Genomic DNA, 21,055 nt, shown 5'->3' with positions numbered 1-21,055 from the left:
CGGGCAGCCGGTGCTGCCCATCCGCACGTCCGCGCATGACCGAAAAAATGCGAGCACATACGCTGAAGGAGGCCCACATGAAGAAACGAGTATTGAGTCTGTTCATGGCACTGGCGCTCTGCCTGACCATGCTGCCCACGGCGGCATTCGCAGAGACGTCCGATGCCGCCGCACAGACGGCAGGCGGCACCGCTGATACCGGCGGCGCCTACACCATCGACAAGGACACCGCCGCGCCGGATCAGGAGGAGCGCGATGCGCTGTCCGTATGGGCCTTGCGCGCGGAGAGCAGCGAACACGCCCACTGCGTCTGCGGCGTCAAGGGCTGCGAGAAGTGGTTAGCCACCTATGGCTCCCACACCAAAACCATCTCCTTCTCCGACAATGCGATCTCGCAGGACGCTGAGGGACTGAAAATAAACGGCACGGTATGGGAGAAAAGGGAGCTCAAAACCTCCGACAATACCGTTGTCGGATATTATTACAGGCTCCCTGCGGGCGACTACTATCTGACCACCGACCTCGATCTGGAGGACGCTTATATCGCCACCGCCACAGGGACAGTCTACCTCTGTCTGAACGGTCACAGCATCCAGACCACCGCTAAGCGCACGATCTATGTCAGCAATGAGCAGACGACGGCGACGCTGAACCTGTGCGACTGCAAGGGGACCAGCGGCACCTACGGTGAGATCACCCATACAAGCGGCGCCAGCGGTGTCGGCGTAGAGGTGCGTACCGAGAATAAATTCAATATGTACGGCGGCCGCATTACCGGCAACAACAGGAGCGGTGTGGATACGAGCGGCGGCTATTTCACCATGTACGGCGGTGAGATCACCGGCAACAGCATCAGCAACAGCGACGCCCAGGGCGGCGGCGGTGTGGCCATCGGAGGCCAGTCGTTCACCATGTACGGCGGCAGCATCTCCAACAACAGCGCCGACTATGGCGGCGGCGTGGGCTGGTACAGCTACGGCAAGTTTTATATGTACGGCGGCGAGATCACCGGCAACACCGCCACTACTGCGGGCGGCGGCGTGTATACGCGCAACGACCGCGTCTATGTCAAGGGCGCGGTAAAGATCACCGGCAACTCCACCACAGACGGCAAGGCCAATAACGTCTGCCTGGGCAGCGTAAGCGGCTACCCCAGTGATCATTTCGTCCTGGACGGAGCGCTGAAGGAGGGTTCGAAGCTGGGCGTGACGCTGGGGAGCGGTCACGATGGCCTGATCACCGAGGGCTGGAAAACCAAAATGCCGGATGTGACAGCCGACCAGCTCACCGATCACTTTATCTCGGACGCTTCCGGAATGAAGTTCGACCTGAACAGTGCCGGCGAGGTGACGCTGACCGCGATCCCGCACAAGCACCTCCTCTGCGGCACGGCATGCAGCCATGGCGGGGAGCAGCACACCAAGGTCCTGACCTGGACGGCCGTTTCCGACCTGAGTGAGATCACCAAGGCGGGTCACTACTACCTGACCCAAGACATCAAAACGACGGGTATCTGGGCGCCCGCCAACGGTGTGGTGCTCTGCCTCAACGGCCACAGCATCATCCATACAAACCATGGCTATACCATCATGGTCCGCAAAGACTATACCTTCACCCTCTGCGACTGTAAGGGCGACAGCGCCGAGTACGGCAGGATCACCCACGCGGAGCAGGCCGACGGCACAAAATACAGCGGCCGGGGCGTATATGCCATCGGCACCTTCAACATGTACGGCGGCAGCATCTCCGGCAATGTCAGCTCGGACAGCAGCGGCGTGCTTCTTGACAACGGATCCAACAGCGGGGGCAAGGGCACCGCATTCAATATGTATGGCGGCGAGATCACCGGCAACACCGCCACCAATGGCGCGGGCGGCGGTGTGTCTGTCTTCGCCAACAGTCCCTTCCGCATGTACGGCGGCAGCATCTCCGGCAATACCGCCAAGTACGGTGGCGGCGGCGTGTATGTCGGCAGCGGAAGCGTCTTCACCGTCTCCGGCAGCGTGACCATCACCGGCAACACCGACAATGACGGCAGCGCCTGCAATGTTCAGCTGGCCAAGGGCAATACCACAGGCACGACTTTCGCCATCGGCGAGGGCGGTCTGGCTGAGAGCGCCCGCATCGGCGTGACCGCTGATGCTGCGCCCGCCATCGGTGAGCATATTGCCGTTGCCACCGGCGCGGACAATGGCTATTACGAGGGCAGCATCACCAGCGATGCCGGCGGTCAGTACGGCATTCTGCGGGAGGGCGACGAGGTCAACCTCTACAACGGCCTGCCCCACAAGCACCTCCTCTGCGGCACGGCATGCAGCCATGGCGGGGAGACGCACACCGATGTCCTGACCTGGACGGCCGTTTCCTCCCTGAGCGAGATCACCAAGGCGGGTCACTACTACCTGACCCAGTCCGTAACGCAGAGCAGCGAGTGGCAGCCCGTGGACGGCGTGGTGCTGTGCCTGAACGGCTACGACATCATCTGCAGCAAGGACGGCGCCAACACGATCAAGCTGGCCAACGGCGGCAGCTTCACCCTCAGCGACTGCAAGGGCACCGGCAGGATCACCCACGCCGACGGGCTCACCGGTACCGGCGTGTATCTGGACCCCGACGGCACCTTCACCATGTATGGCGGCAGCATCTCCGGCAACAGTGCCGCCGAAAAGGGCGGCGGCGTATACATGACCCGCAGCACGTTCCGCATGCTGGGCGGCAGTGTCTCCGGCAACAAGGCCAAATACGGCGGCGGTGTATACGTATACAGCGGCGTGTTCACCCTGTCCGGCGGCACGGTCTCCGGCAACTCGTCCGATGAGGATGGCGCCGGCGTATATACGGCCGGTACGTTCAACATGACCGGCGGCTCTGTCTCCGGCAACTTCACCACCGATGCCGCGGTCACCGGCTTCGCCACCAAGCGCGGCGGCGGCGTGTACGCGGCCCATGTCTTCAACATGTCCGGCGGCACCATCTCCGGCAACACGGCGGCGGAATATGGCGGCGGCGTGTACGTCATCCTGAGCGCCACGTGTACCATTACCGGCGGCACCATCTCCGGCAACACCTCCGGCAACAGCAAGGGCGGCGGCGTGTGCGCCGAAAACAAGCTCACCGTGTCCGGCGCGCCGTGCATCACCGGCAACCTGGGCAAGGACGGCGCGGCCAACAACGTCTATCTGGGCCGCCGCGAGATCATTCATGTGGGCGGCGCGCTGGAGAGCGGCGCCAGCATCGGCGTCACCACGGCAGATCCCGTCATCGACGGCAGCTATGTCCGCGTCGCCGACGGCACGGGGCTGGCGGCGGATACCACCTCGTATTTCACCAGCGATGCCTATCCCGGCTGCACGAAGCGGCTGATGGGTGACAGCGTCATCTTCTCCAGCGGCACCCTGCACGAACACGCTGTCTGCGGCAGATCGGACTGCACGGACGCGGCCCACGGCAATACAGCCTGGATCCCCCTGACCTCCGTTGACGGCAAGCTGCTGTACGGTGGGGCCAATGCCTCCAAAAACGGCGATTCGTACATGCTCTACGCCGGCAATTATTATCTGGCCGCCGACATCGAGCTGGACGGCCGGCTCTTCCTGGCCGGTGATGTGAACCTCTGCCTGAACGGAAAGCAGATCACCACAACGAACACCTCGGTATCCGCGGTGGTGGATGACCACTGGGGCCTGACGCTCTGCGACTGCCGGGGCAATGGCCGGATCGCCGCGCCCGGCGAGACTGTGAACGGCGTGTCCTCCAGCCAGAGCTTCACCATGTACGGCGGCACCATCTCCGGCGGCCGGTACGGCGCATACATCTACGATGACCACGGCGCTTTCCGTATGCTGGGCGGCAAGATCACCGGCAGCCAGACCGGTATTTACCTCAACTCCAGCCGGAATTCGCTGACCGTTGGCGGCGATGCCAACGTCACCGGCAGCACCAGAAATGTGTATCTGGACTCCGGAGTCCTCACCATTGATCCCAGCCTGACCCAGGCGGCCCGCATCGGCATCACCACATCCCGCCAGCCCACGGACGATGTGCCGGTCCAATTCGCCGCCGGTGCGTCCAACACGGCGCTGGACTACACCAAAATTTTCCTGCCGGATGCGTCCGGACAGGGCTATGTGGTCACGCAGGAGCAGGATAAGCTCTATCTCCGCAAGCACCAGCACAGCTGGGCCTACACCGCCAGCGGCACCACCATTACCGCCGCCTGCACCAACGCGGACGGCACCTGCCCCGACACCAATGGCGGCAGCGTGACGCTGTCGGCCCCTGACCAGACCCTGTTCTACAACGGCATGGCCCGCGCGGCGTCCTGCACCAGCAGCCTGACCACCGGTGACGCCGCCATCATCACCTACTACGCCAAGCCGGCGGATACCACCGCTCTCTCCGGCGCACCGGTCAACGCCGGCGACTACATTGCCCGCATCCAGCTGGGTGAAGCCTCCGTCAGCGTGTCCTACACCATCGAAAAGGTCCGCCTGCTGGTGACCGCCAACAGCACGGTCATCGACTACGGCACCGCTCCCATGAACGACGGTGTGAGCTGCCAGGGCTTCGTCAACAACGAGGACATCGACGATCTGGACGGAACGCTGACCTACGCCCACACCTACCGCCAGTTTGATGACGTGGGCGAGTATACCATCACCCCCGGCGGCCTGACCTCCGACAACTACGACATCTCCTTCCTGCCCGGCACGCTGGAGGTGCGGCCCCGCACTGTCACGCTGACGTGGCACAACACGGAGGGCCGTATCTACGCCGACGATGAGGGTGCGATTACCGCCACCGTCAGCAATGCCGTCAACGGCGACCGGATCGGCGTCACCGTCACCGGCGGTGAGCTGACCGCCGGCACTCACACCGCCGCCGCCACCGGTCTCACCGGCGACAAGGCCAAGAACTACCAGCTGTCCACTGTTGACGCGGACAGGACCGTGCAGTACACGGTGGCTCAGGCGGCCCAGACCCTGACCTTCGCCCAGCAGGGCAGCCTGACCAGGACCTACGGCGACGACGCCTTCTCCAACGCGGCGTCCAACAATCGCAGGGACGGCGGCAGCATCACCTACGCCAGCAGCCGCGAGAGCGTGGCCACGGTGGCCTCCGACGGCACCGTCACCATCCACGCGGCGGGCGAAGCCACCATCACCGCCACCGCCGCGGAAACCGCCAACTATCAGCAGAGCGCGGCGTCCTATACCCTGAGGGTGTCCCCGAAGGGCGTCACCATCACCGGCCTGCAGGCGGAAAGCAAGACCTACGACGGCACTGCCGCCGCCGTCATCACCGGCACACCCGCCCTCTCCGGTCTGATGGCCGGGGATGACGTGACCGTGGACGCGGCCCGTGCCGCTGCCGCCTTTGCCGACGCCGACGCGGGAACCGGCAAGACCGTTCTTCTCTCCGGCTACGCCCTCACCGGCTCTGACGCGGCCAACTACACCCTGATCGCCCAGCCCACCGGCATCACGGCGGACATCACCAAGGCCGCCATCACCGTGACTCCCGACGCCGGTCAAAGCAAGACCTACGGTGAGAACGATCCCACGCTGACCTTCGCCGTCTCTGCCGCGGCCAACGGCGAGTCCCCCGCCTTCGACGGTGCGCTGACCAGAGTCTCCGGCGAGAACGCGGACAGCTACGCCATCACCATCGGTTCCCTGAAGCTGGCGGACCGCGGCGCCTTCAAGGCCGATAACTACACGCTGGCGCTGGCCCCCGACACCGTTTACTTCCGCATCGACAGGGCGCTTCACGCCGACGTGACCGCCAGCGGCGCGGCCATGTACGGCAACGCCGGTTCCGTGGATCTGCGCAGTCTCATCGCCGATGGCGGCGCGGCCTCTCTGGGCGATGTGACCGATACCGACAGCGTGCTGGACGGCGCGCCCGCCGTCAGCGGCAGCACCCTCCGCTTCGCCTTCCGGAACGAACCGGCCAACGCGGATAAGACCGCCGTCATCGCGGTCCATGTCACCGGCGCGGACAACTATCTGGATTACACCATCACCGTCACCGTCACGGTGGACAGCCGTATCGTTCCCACCGGCCAGCCCACCCTTACGCCCGCCGCCATCACCTACGGCCAGCCGCTGCGCACCATCGCGCTGTCCGGCGCACTGCGGGACGGCGACACCGTTGTGGAGGGTACCTTCGTCTGGAACACGCCGGACGTCATCCTGCCCGCAGGCAGCCAGACCGCCGAGTGGACCTTCACGCCCAGCGGCAGCCGCTACGCCACCACCTCCGGCACCGCCTCCGTGACGGTGCGCGAGGCCGCGCTGACGGATGTTTCCGTCCGTCAGGACGGCGCCCTGACCTACACCGGTACCGCCCTGAGCGCCCCGGTGATCACCTCCGCCGCCACCGTGGACGGCTCCGTCGTCACCTTCACGTACAGTCTGTCAAAGGACGGCGCCTACGGCGATGCCGTTCCGGCTCTCACCGATGTGGCTGCCCACACCGTGTGGTACAAGGCCGAAGCCGCCAACCATGAGACTGTCACCGGCAGCTTTACCATCACCATCGGCAAGGCGGCGCTGACCAGCGTCTCCGTCCGGCAGGACGGCGCACTGGCCTACAACGGCAAGGCCCAGTCCGCCCGGATGGCCGCCTCCGCTGCCACCGTGGACGGCTCCGCCGTCACCTTCACGTACAGCGCGGAGGAAAACGGCATCTACGGTCCCGCCGTACCGGCCTTCTCCGCCGTGGGCACCTACACTGTGTGGTACAAGGCTGAGGCCGCCAGCCACGAGGCCGTCACCGGCAGCGTGGACATCACCATCGACAAGGGTGTCCTGCCCGATCCCACCGTCACGGTGGATGTGACCAACAACTACGCCGCCGCATACAGCGTGGACCTCCGCGCGGTGCTGGATGCCATCCTGCCCGCCGGCTGCCAGCTGGGCGCGGTGGAGTACGGCGGCCTGAACTTCGAGGGCGATGAGACCTATTACGATGTCATGCGCAGCACCCTCTCCAACAAGGGTGTGCTGACGCTGGCCATCAATGCGGTGGACACCGATACGGAGGGTCTGGCGGCCACGGTGAGGGTCATCGTCACCACCGGCAGCTATCAGGACATCACCATCACGGTGCGGCTCAACGCGGTGAACAAGACCGTTCCCGCCGGCGGCCCCACCCTCAGCAGGACCACCCTGGACTACGGCCAGCGGCTGGGCACCATCCGCCTGTCCGGCGCCATGCAGGACGGCGACACCGTGGTGAAGGGCGTCTTCACCTGGGCGGAACCCTCCCTCTGCCCCGCCAGCGGCAGCTATGACGCGGAGTGGTTGTTCACCCCCGAGGACGACAGCCGCTATGCCGCCGTCAGCGGCACATCGGCCATCACCGTCAATGCGCCCGCCGGAAAGACCTACAACGTGGGCGGCACTGTGCTGGAATACGGCATCACCGGCAGCTCCGAGCAGCCTCTGGAGGGTGCAGTCGTCACCATCCGCAGGGGCATGGACATCTACGGCCAGTCTCAGGCTACCGACGCGGACGGCCATTTCCACATCGGTCAGCTGCTCCCCGGCACGTACAACGCGGTGATAGCATACAGCGGTAAGACCGTCACCGCCAAGCTCCAGATCGTGGACAAGGACGCGGTGCTGACCGTCCGCATCCCCCGCGAGGATGTCAGCAGCGAGCTGGAGATCGCGGACCCCACCGACCTTACGGAGCACACGGTGGTGGGCGGTCTGGACGCCGAGGCCGAGAAGCAGTTCTCCGACATGGGTGATGCCTCCGTCGCCCTCAGCATGACCATCCGCGAGCAGCCGCAGGATGACAGCAGCGCCGCTCAGAATGCCATCCGCGAGCTGGTGAAGAACAAGACGCTGCGCTTTGTGGACATGACCCTTACCATGGTCCGAAATGGCCAGCTCTCGGAGCTGAAGGACGCGGGGACCGTGCTGGAGATCATCCTCCCCTGCGACACCAGCCGCAGCATCACCGTGGCGCGCTGTCACGCGGACGGTAACGGTCAGGCGCAGCCCATGCTCCTGACCCAGAGCACCACCGGCGCGGAGGGCACGTTCTACGTCGACCGCGAAGGCCAGTGCATCCATATCTTCGCCAGCAAGTTCTCTACCTACGCCATCGGCTATGGCCGCACCTCCAACAGCGGCCACGTGCCGGATGACGGCGAAAAAACCTCCCCCACTACCGCCGATGCGGGCCTGCTGGCCTATGGCATAGCGGCGCTGGGCAGCTATACCGGTACGGCGCTGCTGCTGCGCCGCCGCAAGCGCGAGGACTGAACAGGCGCACGAAGCAAAGCCGCCGCCCCGGACACCGTTCTCGGTGTCCGGGGCGGCTCCCTTTCCGCTCTCTTTCTCAAATGCGATTTGACTTTTGCGGCACGTTTTGTTATATCGCAGGCAGAGCAAGCGAACCACAGTATTTGGTGATCCAGAGCCGGAAGATGCCGGATACCTCCCGTAAAGCCCCTTGCACATCCGCCCCTCCGCTGGTACAATACAGGAAAATACCGCAAGGAGGGGCAAACATGATCCTGTACTTTTCCGGCACCGGCAACAGCCGCCACGCGGCCCAGCGCATGGCGGACGCGCTGGGCGACACCCTGCTGTCCCTGAATGACCGCATCCGGAGCGGCGACACCTCGCCCGTTGAAACGGGTGAGCGTCTGGTCATCGTCACCCCCACCTACGCCTGGCGCATCCCCCGTCTGGTGCGGGACTGGCTGCTGCGCACGGAGCTCACCGGCGCAAAGCAGGCGTGGTTCGTCATGACCTGCGGCAGCGAGATTGGCCGCGCCAACCACTATAACCGCCAGCTCTGCGCTGAAAAGGGCCTGACCTGCATGGGCACGGCCCAGCTGGTGATGCCGGAGAACTACATTGCCATGTTCGGCGTGCCTCAGGCGGAGGAGGCCCGCCGCATCGTGGCGCGTGCAGAGCCGGACATCGACCGCGCCATCGCTGCCGTCCGCGCCGGACAGCCCTTCTCCCCCACCCGCGATCACCTCTACGACCGCTTCATGAGCGGGCCGGTGAACCCCATTTTCTACGCCGTCTGCGTCAAGGCGGGGCCCTTCACCGCCAGTGATGCCTGCACCGGCTGCGGCCAGTGCGTCCGGCGATGTCCCACCAACAACATCGTTCTGCGGGAGGGCAAGCCGGTCTGGGGCAAGGACTGCACCCACTGCATGGCCTGCATCTGCTACTGCCCCGCTGAGGCCATCGAGTACGGCAAAAAGAGTCTCGGCAAGCCCCGCTATCACTTTGAAGTCTTGTAATCAGCACACGGAGGGAAACCCATTATGACACTCTACATCAACGCCTGTGCCCGTCCCGACTCCCGCACGGACCGTCTGGCCCGCGCCCTGCTGGCCACGCTGGGAGACTACGAGGAGCTGCGGCTCTACGATCTGCCCCTGCTGCCGCTGAACACGGAGCGCCTGGCCCGCCGCGACGCCCTGCTGGCGCGCCGCGCCTATGACGACGATTTTTTCCGCTGCGCCCGTCAGTTCGCGGCGGCGGACAAAATCGTGCTGGCCGCGCCCCTGTGGGACCTGTGCTTTCCGGCGCAGCTGAAGCTCTATCTGGAGAACATCTACATCACCGGCATCGTCACCCGCTACGATGAGGCGGGCTGCCCCGTGGGCCTGTGCCGCGCTCAGAAGCTATACTACGTCAGCACCTCCGGCGGCCCCTACGACCCGCGATTCAGCTATCAGTACCTTCGCGCCCTGTGTGTGGAGTGCTTCGGCATCCCCGAGACGGAGCTCCTGATGGCGGAGAATCTGGACGTGGACGGCTGCGACCCCGAGGCCATCCTGCGGGACGCCATGAGCCGGTACGGCCTGACGCCCCAGCCCTGAACAGAAAAGTGCCCGAGGCCATGGGCCTCGGGCACTTTTTCTCCTGTTCTGCCTATTCTCTCTCCACCGGCATAAAAGAGGGCCCTGCGGCCATGCCGCGGAGCCCTCTTTGCCTATTTCGCTCAGTCGCCCACGCCGGTGTGGACGACCTTGCCCATGTTCCACAGCATCGCCACACGCCGCGCGGCCTCCAGCCGCTCCTCCGGCGTATGATACTCCGCATGGGCGGTCTCGGCGCCGCAGTCCATGCAGCACACGGAGACACTCCAGCCCTGCTCATCCTGCATGGCGCCGATGCCGCGGCAGACAGGGCAATCCTCCAGCTCGATCTCAAAGATAGGGTCCATCATCGTTCCTCCTCATTTCGTTGTCCGTTCATAGGCCAGCCGCGGCGTACCGTCCGCCACATGGATGACGCCGCACCGCACAAAGCCCGCCCGCTCCATGCACCGCTGCATGGTATCGTTGGCCGCATGTGTGTCCGCTCGCAGGTGACCGCACTGCGTGGCCGCCCAGGCCGCCGTCTCCGCGAACACACCGCGATGGCTGCCGTCGCTGCCCAGCCGGTGGATGGTGCCGTAGGGACTGTCGTCCCGCCACGCGCCCCGGATGCGCCGGTAGGTCGGGTCCTCGCCCAGGATGAAGGCAAATACGGCATACACGCCGCCTCCGTCCTCCAGCACGTACAGCTGTCCCGCCGCCAGATCCTGCCGCAGCAGCTCCTCCGACGGGTAGCCGTTCACCCACTGGGCGGTGTTGCCGTGCGCCCGCATATACCGCCGCGCCACGTTGTAAATGGTCAGGATGCGGGGCAGATCCTGCTCTCTCGCCGCCCGTACCATCAGTTTTTCAGGCTCTGCAGCGGCGCAGGGATGCGTCCGCCGCGGGCGATAAAGTCGGCGCTGGACGCCTCGTGTACCGGCATCACCGGCGCGGAGCCCAGCAGGCCGCCCATCTCCACCATGTCGCCCACATCGGCCCCCTCCACGGGGATCACACGCACGGCGGTGGTCTTGCTGTTCACCATACCCACCGCCGCCTCATCGGCGATGATGGCTGCGATGGTCTCGGCACTGGTACTCCCCGGCACGGCGATCATGTCCAATCCCACGGAGCACACGCAGGTCATGGCCTCCAGCTTGTCGATGGTCAGGGTGCCGTCCAACGCGGCGGCGATCATGCCCTCGTCCTCCGACACGGGGATAAACGCGCCGGACAGGCCGCCCACGTGGCCGGACGCCATGACGCCGCCCTTCTTCACCGCGTCGTTCAGCAGGGCCAGCGCCGCCGTGGTGCCGTGGGTGCCGCAGACGGCAAGGCCCATCTCCTCCAGAATGCGGGCCACGCTGTCGCCTACCGCAGGGGTGGGCGCCAGCGACAGATCCACGATGCCGAATGGCGTATCCAGCCGCCGGGACGCCTCCGCCGCCACCATCTGACCCATGCGGGTGATCTGGAACGCCGTTTTCTTGATGGTCTCCGCCACCACGTCAAAGGGCTGCCCCTTGCAGGACTGCAAAGCGTGGTACACCACGCCCGGGCCGGACACGCCCACGTTGATGACGCTGTCCGCCTCGCCCACGCCGTGGAACGCACCGGCCATGAAGGGGTTGTCCTCCACAGCGTTGCAGAACACCACCAGCTTGGCGCAGCCCAGCCCGTCCTGAGCGCGGGTCAGGTGGGCCGTCTCCTTGATGATGCGCCCCATACGGGCCACAGCATCCATGTTGATGCCCGCCTTGGTGCTGCCCACGTTGACGCTGGAGCACACCAGCTCCGTCTGGGCCAGCGCCTGAGGAATGGATCGCAGCAGCAGCTCGTCGCCCTTGCTGAAGCCCTTCTGCACCAGAGCGGAGTACCCGCCGATAAAGTTGACGCCGCAGGTGTGGGCCGCCCGATCCAGTGTCATGGCGAAGGGCACGTAGTCCTCGGTGTCGCAGCTCCCCGCCACCAGCGCCATGGGCGTCACGGAGATGCGCTTGTTGACGATGGGGATACCGAACTCGCTCTCGATATCCTCACCGGTGCGTACCAGCTTCTCCGCCCGGCGGCAGATCTTGTCATAAATTTTCCGGCAGCAGCGATCCGCGTCCTCGCTGACGCAGTCCAGCAGGGAGATGCCCATAGTGATGGTGCGGATGTCCAGGTGCTGCTTGTCGATCATGTCGATGGTATCGAAAATATTCTGCAAACTCAGCATGTCGCGTCCCTCTTTTTTACAGCTTGTGCATGGCGTCGAAGATGTCCTCCCTCTGGATGCGGACAGACAGTCCCCGTCCCTCGCCGTATTCCTTCAGGGCGGTGCGCAGCCTGTCAAAGGGCTCCTGACACAGCGTCAGGTCCACCACCATCATCATGGTGAAATATCCCTCCATAATGGTCTGACTGATGTCCAGCACATTGATCTCGTAGGCCGCCAGCGTGTTGCACACACCGGCGATGATGCCCACCTGATCCTTACCCACCACAGTTACGATCGCTTTCATGTCCTTCACTCCTTCTTTGGATGATATTTACTCCATCTCGTCCAGCGTCAGCTGGAACGAGCCTAAAAAGTGCTCACGGAAATACCGCAGCTCCGGCATGTCATAGCTCTCCAGCGCCTCCGCCGTCTGCCGCGCCGCCTGCCGGAACTCCTCGTTCCCGGCCTTCAGCTCCTCCAGGCATTTGATGTGGGCGCTGAGCTTGTCCGCCGCCTTCACCAGCTCCTCCACCTCCGCATCGGCGGGGCGCAGGATGTCCTCATAGATGGGCCGCAGCTCCGGCGGCAGCATGGCCAGCAGCTTCTGGTCCGCCACCTCCTCCACCTTGCGGTAGGCCTCCCGTATCTCGGGGTTGAAGTATTTGATGGGCGTGGGCATGTCGCCGGTGAGGATCTCCCCCGCGTCGTGGTACAGCGCCGCTGCAGCCACCGCACCGGCATCCACCTGCCCGCCGAAAAACTCGTTCCGTATCACTGCCAGCGCGTGGGCCAGCACCGCCACCTGATGGCTGTGTTCCTGAATATTCTCCCGGACGCTGTTGCGCATCAGCGCCCACCGCTCGATGTAGCGCATCCTGTCGATATAGGCGAAAAAGTGATTCATTATGTCAACTCCCCTCGCAGCATCTCCCCGTCGATGCCAGTGATCTTCACATCCAGTATAACGTTATGCAGCCCATCCGCCGCCACGCCGACTTCCATATAGTTGGGGGCGTGGCCGGTGTAGAGGCCGTCCCTGGCCTGCTCAAACAGCACAGGGTACACCTGCCCCACGCAGCCCTCCAGATACGCGCGGTGCATCCGCTCCGCCACCTGTCCGGCCCGGGCAGTTCGCTGCTCCTTGACGGTGGGCGGCACCTGTTCCATGGCCGCCGCCTTGGTACCGGGGCGGATGGAATAAGGGAAGATGTGCATGGCTGCGAAGCCGCATTCCTCGATGAATGCCAGCGTCTGGCCGAACTCCTCCTCCGTCTCCTCCGGAAACCCGCAGATGAGATCCGTGGTGATGGCGGGCCGGTGGAAATACCGGTTCAGCAGCCGCACCGACTCCCGAAACCGCGCCGTATCGTACTTCCGGTTCATCCGCTTCAGCGTGGCGTCACAGCCGGACTGCAAAGACAGATGAAAGTGGGGACACAGATGGGGCAGCGCGGCGGCACGGCGGCAGAAGTCCTCCGTGATGGTACGGGGCTCCAGACTGCCCAGCCGCAGCCGCATATCCCCTGCGGCGGCGGACACCGCCTCCAAAAGGTCGATGAGGCTCTCCCCGTTTTTCAGGTCGCGGCCCCAGCTGGAGATCTCGATACCGGTGAATACCAGCTCCCGATACCCCTCCTGCCGCAGGTGCTCCGTCTGGGCCACAGCCTCCGCCTTGGGCAGGGAACGCACCGGCCCGCGGGCATAAGGGATGATGCAGTACGTGCAGAAGTTGACGCAGCCGTCCTCCACCTTCAGCATGGCGCGGGTACGCTCCGCCATGCCGCCTGCGGGCAGCACCTCGAATTCCCTGCGGCGCAGGGCGTCGTCCAGCATCGTCACCTGCTTCTCGCGGCCCACTTGCTCCAGCAGGTCCAGAAATGCCATGCGGTCGCCGGTACCGGCGATGAGATCCACGTCCAGCCCCGCCGCCTCCTCCGCGTGGGTCTGCACGTAGCAGCCGCAGGCGGCCACTACCGCGTTGGGGTTCAGCTTCCGGCATCGCCGGATCATCTGCCGCGACTTCTTGTCGCTGACGGCGGTGACGGAGCAGGTGTTGACGATGTAGACATCCGCCTTCTGGTCGAAGGGTACCAGCGTGTGACCCCGCCGCACCAGCTCCTGCTCCATGGCCTGTGTTTCATATTGATTCACCTTGCATCCCAAGGTATAGATAGCTGCCTGCATGGGATTCTCCTTGCACTTTCCGTCGAATATCGGTATAATATATCGTATCGCTTTTATCGCCGCGACAGCAGTTCGATAGTAACGCTTTATTATACTGGATACTTCCGCCGGTGGCAAGCCCTCCGGCCCATGAAATTGAGAGGTTTTTCCCATGATCTATCTGGATAATGCCGCCACCACGCCGGTACCCGCCGCCGTGGCTGACGCCATGTACGACGTGCTGACCCATCACTTCGGCAATCCCTCCTCCCAGTATCCCGCGGGGCAGGAGATGAAAAAAGCCGTGGAGGATTGGCGCGCCGTGATCGCCGGTGCGCTGCACTGCCCGCCGGAGCGCCTGTATTTCACCTCCTGCGGCACGGAATCGGACAACTGGGCCATACAGGCCGCCATCTGGCAGGGACGCCACACTGGCAAGCACATCATCACCACCGCCGTGGAGCACAGCGCCGTGCTGGAGCCGTGCCGCTGGCTGACACAGCAGGGGTACGAGGTCACGTACCTGAAGCCTGACCGCACCGGCCGTGTCACCGTGGAACAGGTGGCGGGCGCCCTGCGGGACGACACAGTGCTGGTGTCCATGATGCTGGTGAACAACGAGACCGGCTGCATCTTCCCCGTGGCGGAGACGGCTCAGCTCCTGCGTGACCGAAAATCCCGCGCCCTGCTGCACTGCGACGCGGTGCAGGGCTTTCTGAAGGTACCCTGTGAGCCGGAGGCCTGGGGCGTGGATATGATGAGCCTGTCTGCCCACAAGCTGGGCGGCCCCAAGGGCGTGGGCGCCCTGTATATCTCGGAGCGCTTCCGGAACGTCCGGCCTCTGCTGCCCGGCGGCGGGCAGGAGCGCGGTCTGCGCTCCGGCACGGAAGCCACCGCCCAGATCGCCGGCTTTGCCAGGGCGGTGGAGCTGCGCCTGACGGACTATGACGCCAAGATCGCCCATATGGCCGCCCTGCGGGACTACTGCCGTGAAAGGCTGCTGAGCATCCCCGGCATGGTGCCGGTGGCCGCCGGTACGGCCCCCCACATCCTGGCCGTGTCGCTGGCGGGCTACCCCAGCGCCAATATCGTCACCGATCTGGGCGCCCAGGGCATCTGTATCTCCGCGGGCTCCGCCTGCCACCAGGGCAAGGCCAGCCACGTGGTGTCGGCGCTGGGTCTTGACAAGCGCACCGCCGCCGGTGTCATCCGCATCTCCTTCTCCCCCGAAAATACGGAAACAGATGTGGACGCCCTGTATGAGGCGCTGAAAGCCCATCAGGCCGCCCGTTTTCCCATGCTTTGAGAGGTTCTTCATCATGCAGAAAGCACTCCGCCGCGATAAGAGCTTTTATCGCTATCTGGCTCGTCTCACCGCCCCCATCGCACTTCAGAATCTCATCACGTTTTCCCTTGGGTTGATCGATACTTTAATGGTCAGCCAGCTGGGAAACACGGAAATGGCCGCCGTCACCACCGCCAACGTGCCGGTGTTCCTACTGATCTCCATTGTATTCGGCGTCCAGTCCGGCGTCGGGATCCTCATCAGCCAGTACTGGGGCAAAAAGGATCTGGAAAATATCAGCCGCGCCATGGGCGTAGCCGCCTATCTGGGCGTGGGCATCGCCGCCGTGCTGGCTGCGGCGTTCTTCCTCTGGCCCGTGGAGATCATGGACCTGCTCAGCAACAAGCACGAGCTGTCGCTGCTGGGCGCGCCGTACCTGCGCATCATCGGATTTTCCTACGTGTTCAACATGCTGTCGTCCATCTACGTCAGCGCCCAGCGCAGCGTGGAGAACTCCTCCTTCGGCATGAAGCTGTTCGGCATGTCTACCGTCATCAACACCGGCATGAACTACCTGCTGATCTTCGGCAAGGCGGGCTTCCCCATGCTGGGCGTGGAGGGCGCCGCCGTAGCTACTCTCATCAGCCGCGTGGCGGAGTTCGCCGTGTGCCTTGTCTGCGCCCTGCGCAGCAGGACCATTCCCCTGCGCCTGCAGGCCTTTTTCCACCCGGGCTGGGAGATGTGCCGCCGGTTCATCAAGTACTCCTCCCCCGTACTGCTCAATGAGATCGCCTGGGGCCTTGGCAACAGCATGCTTACCGTGATTTTGGGCTACACCGTGAACTCCGTGGAGTATCTGGCGGCCAACGCCGTCATGGGCAACCTGAATCGCCTGTTCCTGGTGGTGTGCTTCGGCCTGGGCGCCGCCACCGCCGTCATTGTGGGCAAGGCCATCGGCGAGGGCAAGAGCCATCAGGAGGTGCTGGACCTGAGCCACACCCTGCTGTGGGTCACCATCCTGGTGGGTCTGGCGCTGGCGGCGGTCGCGCTGGCGCTGGTACCCCTGCTGTTCCAGCCCATCGTGTTCCCCCTGTTCAAGCTCTATGACCAGACAGCCCTGATCGCCACGGCGCTGGCCGTCACCGGCTTCGCCTCCATCCCCCTGCATGCCTACTCCATCACCGCCGTCACCGGCGTGCTCCGCGCCGGAGGCGATGTGTTCTGCTCCGCCGCACTGGACATCTCCCCCCAGTGGCTGGTGGCCCTGCCTTTGACGGCGGTGATAGCACTGGTGATGGACGCCTCCTGCTGGTGGGTGGCTGCCGCCGTGCAAGCCGAGTCCCTGCTGAAATGTCCCCTGTGCTGGTACCGCATCCGCAAGGGCCGCTGGATACACGACGTGACACTGCCGGAGGGGCGTGACCTATGACCAGTCTGTTCGTCTGCCCCCTGTGCGGCGGTACGCTGGTCCGGCAGGACGGCGCCTACCGCTGCCCCGCCGGTCACAGCTTCGACATCGCCCGCGAGGGCCACACCTATCTGCTCCCCGTGAATCGGAAGCACTCCAAGGCCCCGGGCGACGACAAGGCCATGGCCGCCGCCCGCTGCGCCTTCCTCTCCAGAGGCTATTACGCCCCACTGCGTGATGCGTTATGTGAACTCTCCGTTTCCCTGACCGGCGACGCTCCCGCAGTGCTGGACAGCGGCTGCGGCGAGGGATATTACACCGCCGCCATCTACCGCGCCCTGTGCGGGGCCGGTAAATCGCCCCGCGTGGCCGGTACGGACATCTCCAAATTCATTCTCCGGCTGGCCGCCAAACGGGAACATGCGCTGGAGCTGGCTGTGGCCTCCTCCTACCGCCTGCCGGTGGCGGACGGAAGCATCGACCTGCTGTTGAACTGCTTCTCCCCGCTGGCCATCGAGGAATTCCGCCGCGTCCTGCGGCCGGAGGGTCACTTCCTCTACGTGGTCCCCTCCGCCATGCACCTCTGGGAGATGAAGCAGGTGCTCTATGACCGCCCCTACCCCAACGAGGTGAAGGAGACGCCCTACGATGGCTTTCACTACGTCACCATCCGCCATGTGGAGGACACCATCCACCTGGACACCCCCGCCGATATTCAGGCGCTGTTCGGCATGACCCCCTACTGCTGGAAAACGCCGAAAAGCGGCGTCGAAAAATTATGTAAACTTGATGCGCTGGACTGCCGCATCGCCTTCGACATCCACGTGTTCCAACGAGAAAGCCGGTGAACCCTATGGAAGAAACCATCACCCATCCCCGCCGCGCCCGCCGCAGGAGACGCCGCAGTCTGCTGCCGCTGGCCATCCTGCTGGCCGCACTGGCCATTGCCGTGCCGGTGATCCTGAGCCTGCTGCCCCGCCAGCCCCGTGTCGAGCCGGAGCCGGAGGACCCCCATGCGGGTCAGGTCTATGTCAATGACGGCGCCAACATGGTCTGGCTGACACCCCACAAAAATCTGGCGGTAAACCCCTTTACCGCCAACGATTTCACCCGTGATGAGAACGGCGTCCTCCGCTACACCGGCATGTCCGGCACGGTGCGGCTGGGCGTGGACGTGTCCGACTATCAGTCCGGAACGGACTGGCAGCAGCTGGCCCGGCAGGGTGTGGATTTCGCCATCCTCCGCGTGGGCTATCGCGGCTACACCCAGGGCGCTCTCCGTGAGGACAGCAGCTTCCGCACCTTCGTCCGCGGCGCACGCGCCGCCGGTATCGACGTAGGCGCCTACTTTTTCTCCCAGGCCGTCACGGTGCAGGAGGCCATTATGGAGGCCGACTACGTGCTTGGCCTGCTGGATGGCGTACCGCTGGACCTGCCGGTCTACTTCGACTGGGAGCCGGTATTCGCCGACGATTCCCGTACCGCCTCCTTCGATGCCTCCCGTCTGACCAACATAGCCGCCGCCTTCTGCCGCGTCGTGGAGCAGGGCGGCTGCTCCGCCGGTATTTATCTGAACCGGCAGCAGGGGTATTACCAGTACGACCTGAGCCGTCTGGCCGACTGGTCCCTCTGGGTGGCGGATTACAACGACTATCCCGATTTCTACTATGCCTTCGACATGTGGCAGTACAGCGACAGCGCCGCGCTGGATGGGGTGCCCACTCAGGCGGATCTGAACTTCCTGTTCGTGCCCTCACCGCGGGGGTAGGCGCGGATAAATGCAAAAAAGGGAGCCTGTCCGATGGACAAGCTCCCTTTTTCCGGATCCGGCGGAGCGCTCCCTGTACTTTTTGACTTGGCGGCCCATGCGAGGTGCGCACAGCACCGCCGCAAAAACGCAACAGGGCAGCCTGCGGCGGATGCCGCAGGCTGCCCTGTTGTTTACCTGATTCAGTTCTTTTTGCCGCCGTGGGTGGCCTTCATACGCTTCTCGTGATTCAGGATGGTCTTGCGCATACGCAGGCTCTTGGGCGTGACCTCCAGCAGCTCGTCGTCCGCCAGAAACTCCAGACACTGCTCCAGACTCATCTTGCGGGGCGGTACCAGACGCAGCGCCTCATCGGAACCGGCGGCGCGCATATTGGTCATCTGCTTCTTCTTGCACACGTTGACCGTAATGTCCTCCTGCTTGGGGGAGACGCCCACGATCATGCCCTCATACACCGGCACGCCCGGTCCGATGAACAGAGCGCCGCGCTCCTGGGCATTGAACAGGCCGTAGCCCACGCTCTCGCCCGTTTCGAAGGAGACCAGGGAGCCGGTGTTGCGGCGGCTCAGGTCGCCCTTATAGGGGGCGTAGCTGTCGAACACGCTGGCCATAATGCCCTCGCCGCGGGTATCCGTCAGGAACTCGTTGCGGTAGCCGAACAGGCCGCGGCTGGGGACCAGAAACTCGATCTTCATCCGGCTGCCCACGGGGGTCATCTCCAGCATGTCCGCCTTGCGGCTGCCCAGCTTCTCAATGACCGCACCCACGCTCTCGCTGGGAACGTCCACTACCAGGCGCTCGATGGGCTCGCACTTCTTGCCGTCTATGGTCTGGTACAGCACACGGGGGGGCGACACCTGGAACTCGTAGCCCTCGCGGCGCATGGTCTCGATGAGGATGGACAGGCTCATCTCACCGCGGCCCGCCACGTTGAAGGCATCGGCGGCGCCCTCGATCTCCGTGACACGCAGGGACACGTCCTTCAGCGTCTCGCGGAACAGGCGCTCCCGCAGCTGGCGGGAGGTAACGAACTTTCCCTCGCGGCCGGCGTAGGGGGAGTCGTTGATGGAGAACGTCATCTCCATGGTGGGGGCACTGATCTTCACAAAGGGCAGCGGCTCCACGCAGTCCGGCGCGCAGATGGTGTCGCCGATGGTGATGTCGCCGATGCCGGACATGGCGATGATGTTGCCCGCCGTGGCCTCGGTGATGGGCTTTTTGCCCAGACCGTCAAACTCGTACATGCTGACGGCCTTGGCCTTCTTGGCCGGCGCGTCGGGATCGTGGTAGTTGCACACCGCGATCTCCTGATTTTGCTTCAGTACGCCGCGCTCCACGCGGCCGATGGCGATACGGCCCACGAACTCGTTATAGTCAATGGCGCTGACCAGCATCTGGAACGGCTGGTCCAGGTCGGCCTCCGGCGCGGGGATATAGTCCAGAATGGTGTCGAACAGAGGCTTCAGGTCGGTGCCCACCACATCGGGGGAGTAACTGGCGGTACCGTTGCGGGCGGAACAGAACAGCATGGGGCTGTCCAGCTGCTCGGCGGTGGCATCCAGATCCAGCAGCAGCTCCAGCACCTCATCGACGACCTCATGGATGCGCTGGTCGGGCCGGTCGATCTTGTTGATGACCACGATGACGCGATGGCCCAGCTCCAGGGCGCGGCTGAGGACGAAGCGGGTCTGGGGCATGGGGCCCTCCGCTGCATCCACCAGCAGGATAACGCCGTTGACCATCTTCAGGATACGCTCCACCTCGCCGCCGAAGTCGGCGTGGCCCGGAGTGTCCACAATGTTGATCTTGGTGTCGCCATACTGGATGGCGGTGTTCTTGGCCAGAATGGTGATGCCGCGTTCACGCTCCAGATCGTTGGAGTCCATGACTCGCTCCACCGTTTCCTGATTCTCGCGGTAGACGCCGCCCTGCTTGAGCATCTGATCCACCAGTGTGGTCTTGCCGTGGTCGACGTGGGCGATGATCGCCACATTTCTCAATTTCTCGTTCTGCAAAGGTAAGACCCCTTTCTCTCGGGTATAAATTCACTAACCTTTGTATTATATGCTCTCAAAGAGGTGATTGCAAGCCTTTTCCCCAACTTTTTCTTTCTTTCACCGTTGACAAACCCGCCGCATCTGCGTTACAATGGCAATCGTGGTATGTCTCAGTAGCTCAGCTGGATAGAGCGTGCGCCTCCTAAGCGGCAGATTGTTCGATTCCTTCGAGCCTTGAAAATTGCATAAACCTTATAAATGTCTCAGTAGCTCAGCTGGATAGAGCACACGCCTCCTAAGGTTGTGCTCTACCAGCTGCCTTACGGGGAAAAGTGATCGTTGCCAGTCTCAATTTAATATAAGTCTCTGTAGCTCAGCAGGATAGAGCGT

The 21,055-nt window shown here is 64.0% G+C and carries 14 protein-coding genes; 7 read left to right on the top strand and 7 right to left on the bottom strand.

What is annotated here, in order from left to right:
* Window positions 1–77: 77 nt before the first annotated feature.
* The 3 genes from ACZM22_RS09885 to ACZM22_RS09875 all read left to right on the top strand — a co-directional run bounded on the left by ACZM22_RS09885 (window position 78) and on the right by ACZM22_RS09875 (window position 9,862).
* Complete coding sequence (locus ACZM22_RS09885; protein ID WP_489543934.1) at window positions 78–8,279, top strand: MBG domain-containing protein; 8,202 nt, start codon at window positions 78–80, stop codon at window positions 8,277–8,279.
* Window positions 8,280–8,527: 248 nt separating this feature from the next.
* A complete protein-coding gene (locus ACZM22_RS09880; RefSeq protein ID WP_489543933.1) occupies window positions 8,528–9,277 on the top strand; it encodes an EFR1 family ferrodoxin in 750 nt (249 codons plus the stop codon).
* 24 nt (window positions 9,278–9,301) lie between these two features.
* Window positions 9,302–9,862 carry an NAD(P)H-dependent oxidoreductase gene (locus ACZM22_RS09875; protein ID WP_489543932.1) on the top strand — a complete coding sequence of 187 codons (561 nt, stop codon included), beginning with the start codon at window positions 9,302–9,304 and terminating at the stop codon, window positions 9,860–9,862.
* A gap of 122 nt (window positions 9,863–9,984) precedes the next feature.
* Here the strand turns inward: ACZM22_RS09875 and ACZM22_RS09870 are convergent, their stop codons facing one another.
* The 6 genes from ACZM22_RS09870 to mtaB are packed head-to-tail and all read right to left on the bottom strand — an operon-like array spanning window position 9,985 to window position 14,228.
* Entirely contained in the window at window positions 9,985–10,209 is a 225-nt protein-coding gene (locus ACZM22_RS09870; RefSeq protein ID WP_489543931.1) for a Lar family restriction alleviation protein, read from the bottom strand.
* A gap of 12 nt (window positions 10,210–10,221) precedes the next feature.
* Window positions 10,222–10,704 carry a GNAT family N-acetyltransferase gene (locus tag ACZM22_RS09865; RefSeq protein ID WP_489543930.1) on the bottom strand — a complete coding sequence of 161 codons (483 nt, stop codon included), beginning with the start codon at window positions 10,702–10,704 and terminating at the stop codon, window positions 10,222–10,224.
* Window positions 10,704–12,062, bottom strand: coding sequence for a PFL family protein (locus ACZM22_RS09860; RefSeq protein WP_489543929.1), 1,359 nt, complete (start codon window positions 12,060–12,062; stop codon window positions 10,704–10,706). The genes ACZM22_RS09865 and ACZM22_RS09860 overlap by 1 nt, the downstream gene beginning before the upstream one ends.
* 16 nt (window positions 12,063–12,078) lie before the next feature.
* A complete protein-coding gene (locus ACZM22_RS09855) occupies window positions 12,079–12,348 on the bottom strand; it encodes an ACT domain-containing protein (protein WP_484437348.1) in 270 nt (89 codons plus the stop codon).
* Between the two features lie 27 nt (window positions 12,349–12,375).
* On the bottom strand, window positions 12,376–12,951 hold the full coding sequence (yfbR, locus tag ACZM22_RS09850; protein ID WP_489543938.1) for a 5'-deoxynucleotidase: 576 nt from the start codon (window positions 12,949–12,951) through the stop codon (window positions 12,376–12,378).
* On the bottom strand, window positions 12,948–14,228 hold the full coding sequence (mtaB, locus tag ACZM22_RS09845; RefSeq protein ID WP_489543928.1) for a tRNA (N(6)-L-threonylcarbamoyladenosine(37)-C(2))-methylthiotransferase MtaB: 1,281 nt from the start codon (window positions 14,226–14,228) through the stop codon (window positions 12,948–12,950). The genes yfbR and mtaB overlap by 4 nt, the downstream gene beginning before the upstream one ends.
* 151 nt (window positions 14,229–14,379) lie before the next feature.
* Here mtaB and ACZM22_RS09840 point away from each other — a divergent pair, with 151 nt between their 5' ends.
* From ACZM22_RS09840 to ACZM22_RS09825, 4 genes are read left to right on the top strand one after another with little or no spacing between them, the layout of a single operon-like run.
* Entirely contained in the window at window positions 14,380–15,513 is a 1,134-nt protein-coding gene (locus ACZM22_RS09840; protein WP_489543927.1) for a cysteine desulfurase family protein, read from the top strand.
* 13 nt (window positions 15,514–15,526) lie between these two features.
* Window positions 15,527–16,921: an MATE family efflux transporter gene (locus ACZM22_RS09835; RefSeq protein WP_489543926.1), complete on the top strand. Its 1,395-nt coding sequence runs from the start codon at window positions 15,527–15,529 to the stop codon at window positions 16,919–16,921.
* On the top strand, window positions 16,918–17,748 hold the full coding sequence (locus ACZM22_RS09830) for a putative RNA methyltransferase (protein ID WP_489543925.1): 831 nt from the start codon (window positions 16,918–16,920) through the stop codon (window positions 17,746–17,748). The genes ACZM22_RS09835 and ACZM22_RS09830 overlap by 4 nt, the downstream gene beginning before the upstream one ends.
* A 5-nt stretch (window positions 17,749–17,753) precedes the next feature.
* Window positions 17,754–18,668: a glycoside hydrolase family 25 protein gene (locus ACZM22_RS09825; RefSeq protein WP_489543924.1), complete on the top strand. Its 915-nt coding sequence runs from the start codon at window positions 17,754–17,756 to the stop codon at window positions 18,666–18,668.
* Between the two features lie 182 nt (window positions 18,669–18,850).
* Here the strand turns inward: ACZM22_RS09825 and typA are convergent, their stop codons facing one another.
* Entirely contained in the window at window positions 18,851–20,683 is a 1,833-nt protein-coding gene (gene typA / locus ACZM22_RS09820; protein ID WP_417053956.1) for a translational GTPase TypA, read from the bottom strand.
* Window positions 20,684–21,055: the final 372 nt, after the last annotated feature.

Source organism: Vescimonas sp., assembly GCF_057856985.1.
The sequence above is the reverse complement of the archived record's forward strand: the minus strand, read 5'-3'. Positions and strand labels throughout refer to the sequence as shown.

Bases quoted from the DNA above. Each gene is read 5' to 3' on its own strand.
- ACZM22_RS09875 (WP_489543932.1), top strand. From the start codon at position 9,302: ATGACACTCTACATCAACGCCTGTGCCCGTCCCGACTCCCGCACGGAC.
- ACZM22_RS09885 (WP_489543934.1), top strand. From the start codon at position 78: ATGAAGAAACGAGTATTGAGTCTGTTCATGGCACTGGCGCTCTGCCTG.
- ACZM22_RS09865 (WP_489543930.1), bottom strand. From the start codon at position 10,704: ATGGTACGGGCGGCGAGAGAGCAGGATCTGCCCCGCATCCTGACCATT.
- ACZM22_RS09835 (WP_489543926.1), top strand. From the start codon at position 15,527: ATGCAGAAAGCACTCCGCCGCGATAAGAGCTTTTATCGCTATCTGGCT.
- ACZM22_RS09860 (WP_489543929.1), bottom strand. From the start codon at position 12,062: ATGCTGAGTTTGCAGAATATTTTCGATACCATCGACATGATCGACAAG.
- ACZM22_RS09855 (WP_484437348.1), bottom strand. From the start codon at position 12,348: ATGAAAGCGATCGTAACTGTGGTGGGTAAGGATCAGGTGGGCATCATC.
- ACZM22_RS09830 (WP_489543925.1), top strand. From the start codon at position 16,918: ATGACCAGTCTGTTCGTCTGCCCCCTGTGCGGCGGTACGCTGGTCCGG.
- mtaB (WP_489543928.1), bottom strand. From the start codon at position 14,228: ATGCAGGCAGCTATCTATACCTTGGGATGCAAGGTGAATCAATATGAA.
- ACZM22_RS09825 (WP_489543924.1), top strand. From the start codon at position 17,754: ATGGAAGAAACCATCACCCATCCCCGCCGCGCCCGCCGCAGGAGACGC.
- ACZM22_RS09840 (WP_489543927.1), top strand. From the start codon at position 14,380: ATGATCTATCTGGATAATGCCGCCACCACGCCGGTACCCGCCGCCGTG.
- ACZM22_RS09880 (WP_489543933.1), top strand. From the start codon at position 8,528: ATGATCCTGTACTTTTCCGGCACCGGCAACAGCCGCCACGCGGCCCAG.
- ACZM22_RS09870 (WP_489543931.1), bottom strand. From the start codon at position 10,209: ATGGACCCTATCTTTGAGATCGAGCTGGAGGATTGCCCTGTCTGCCGC.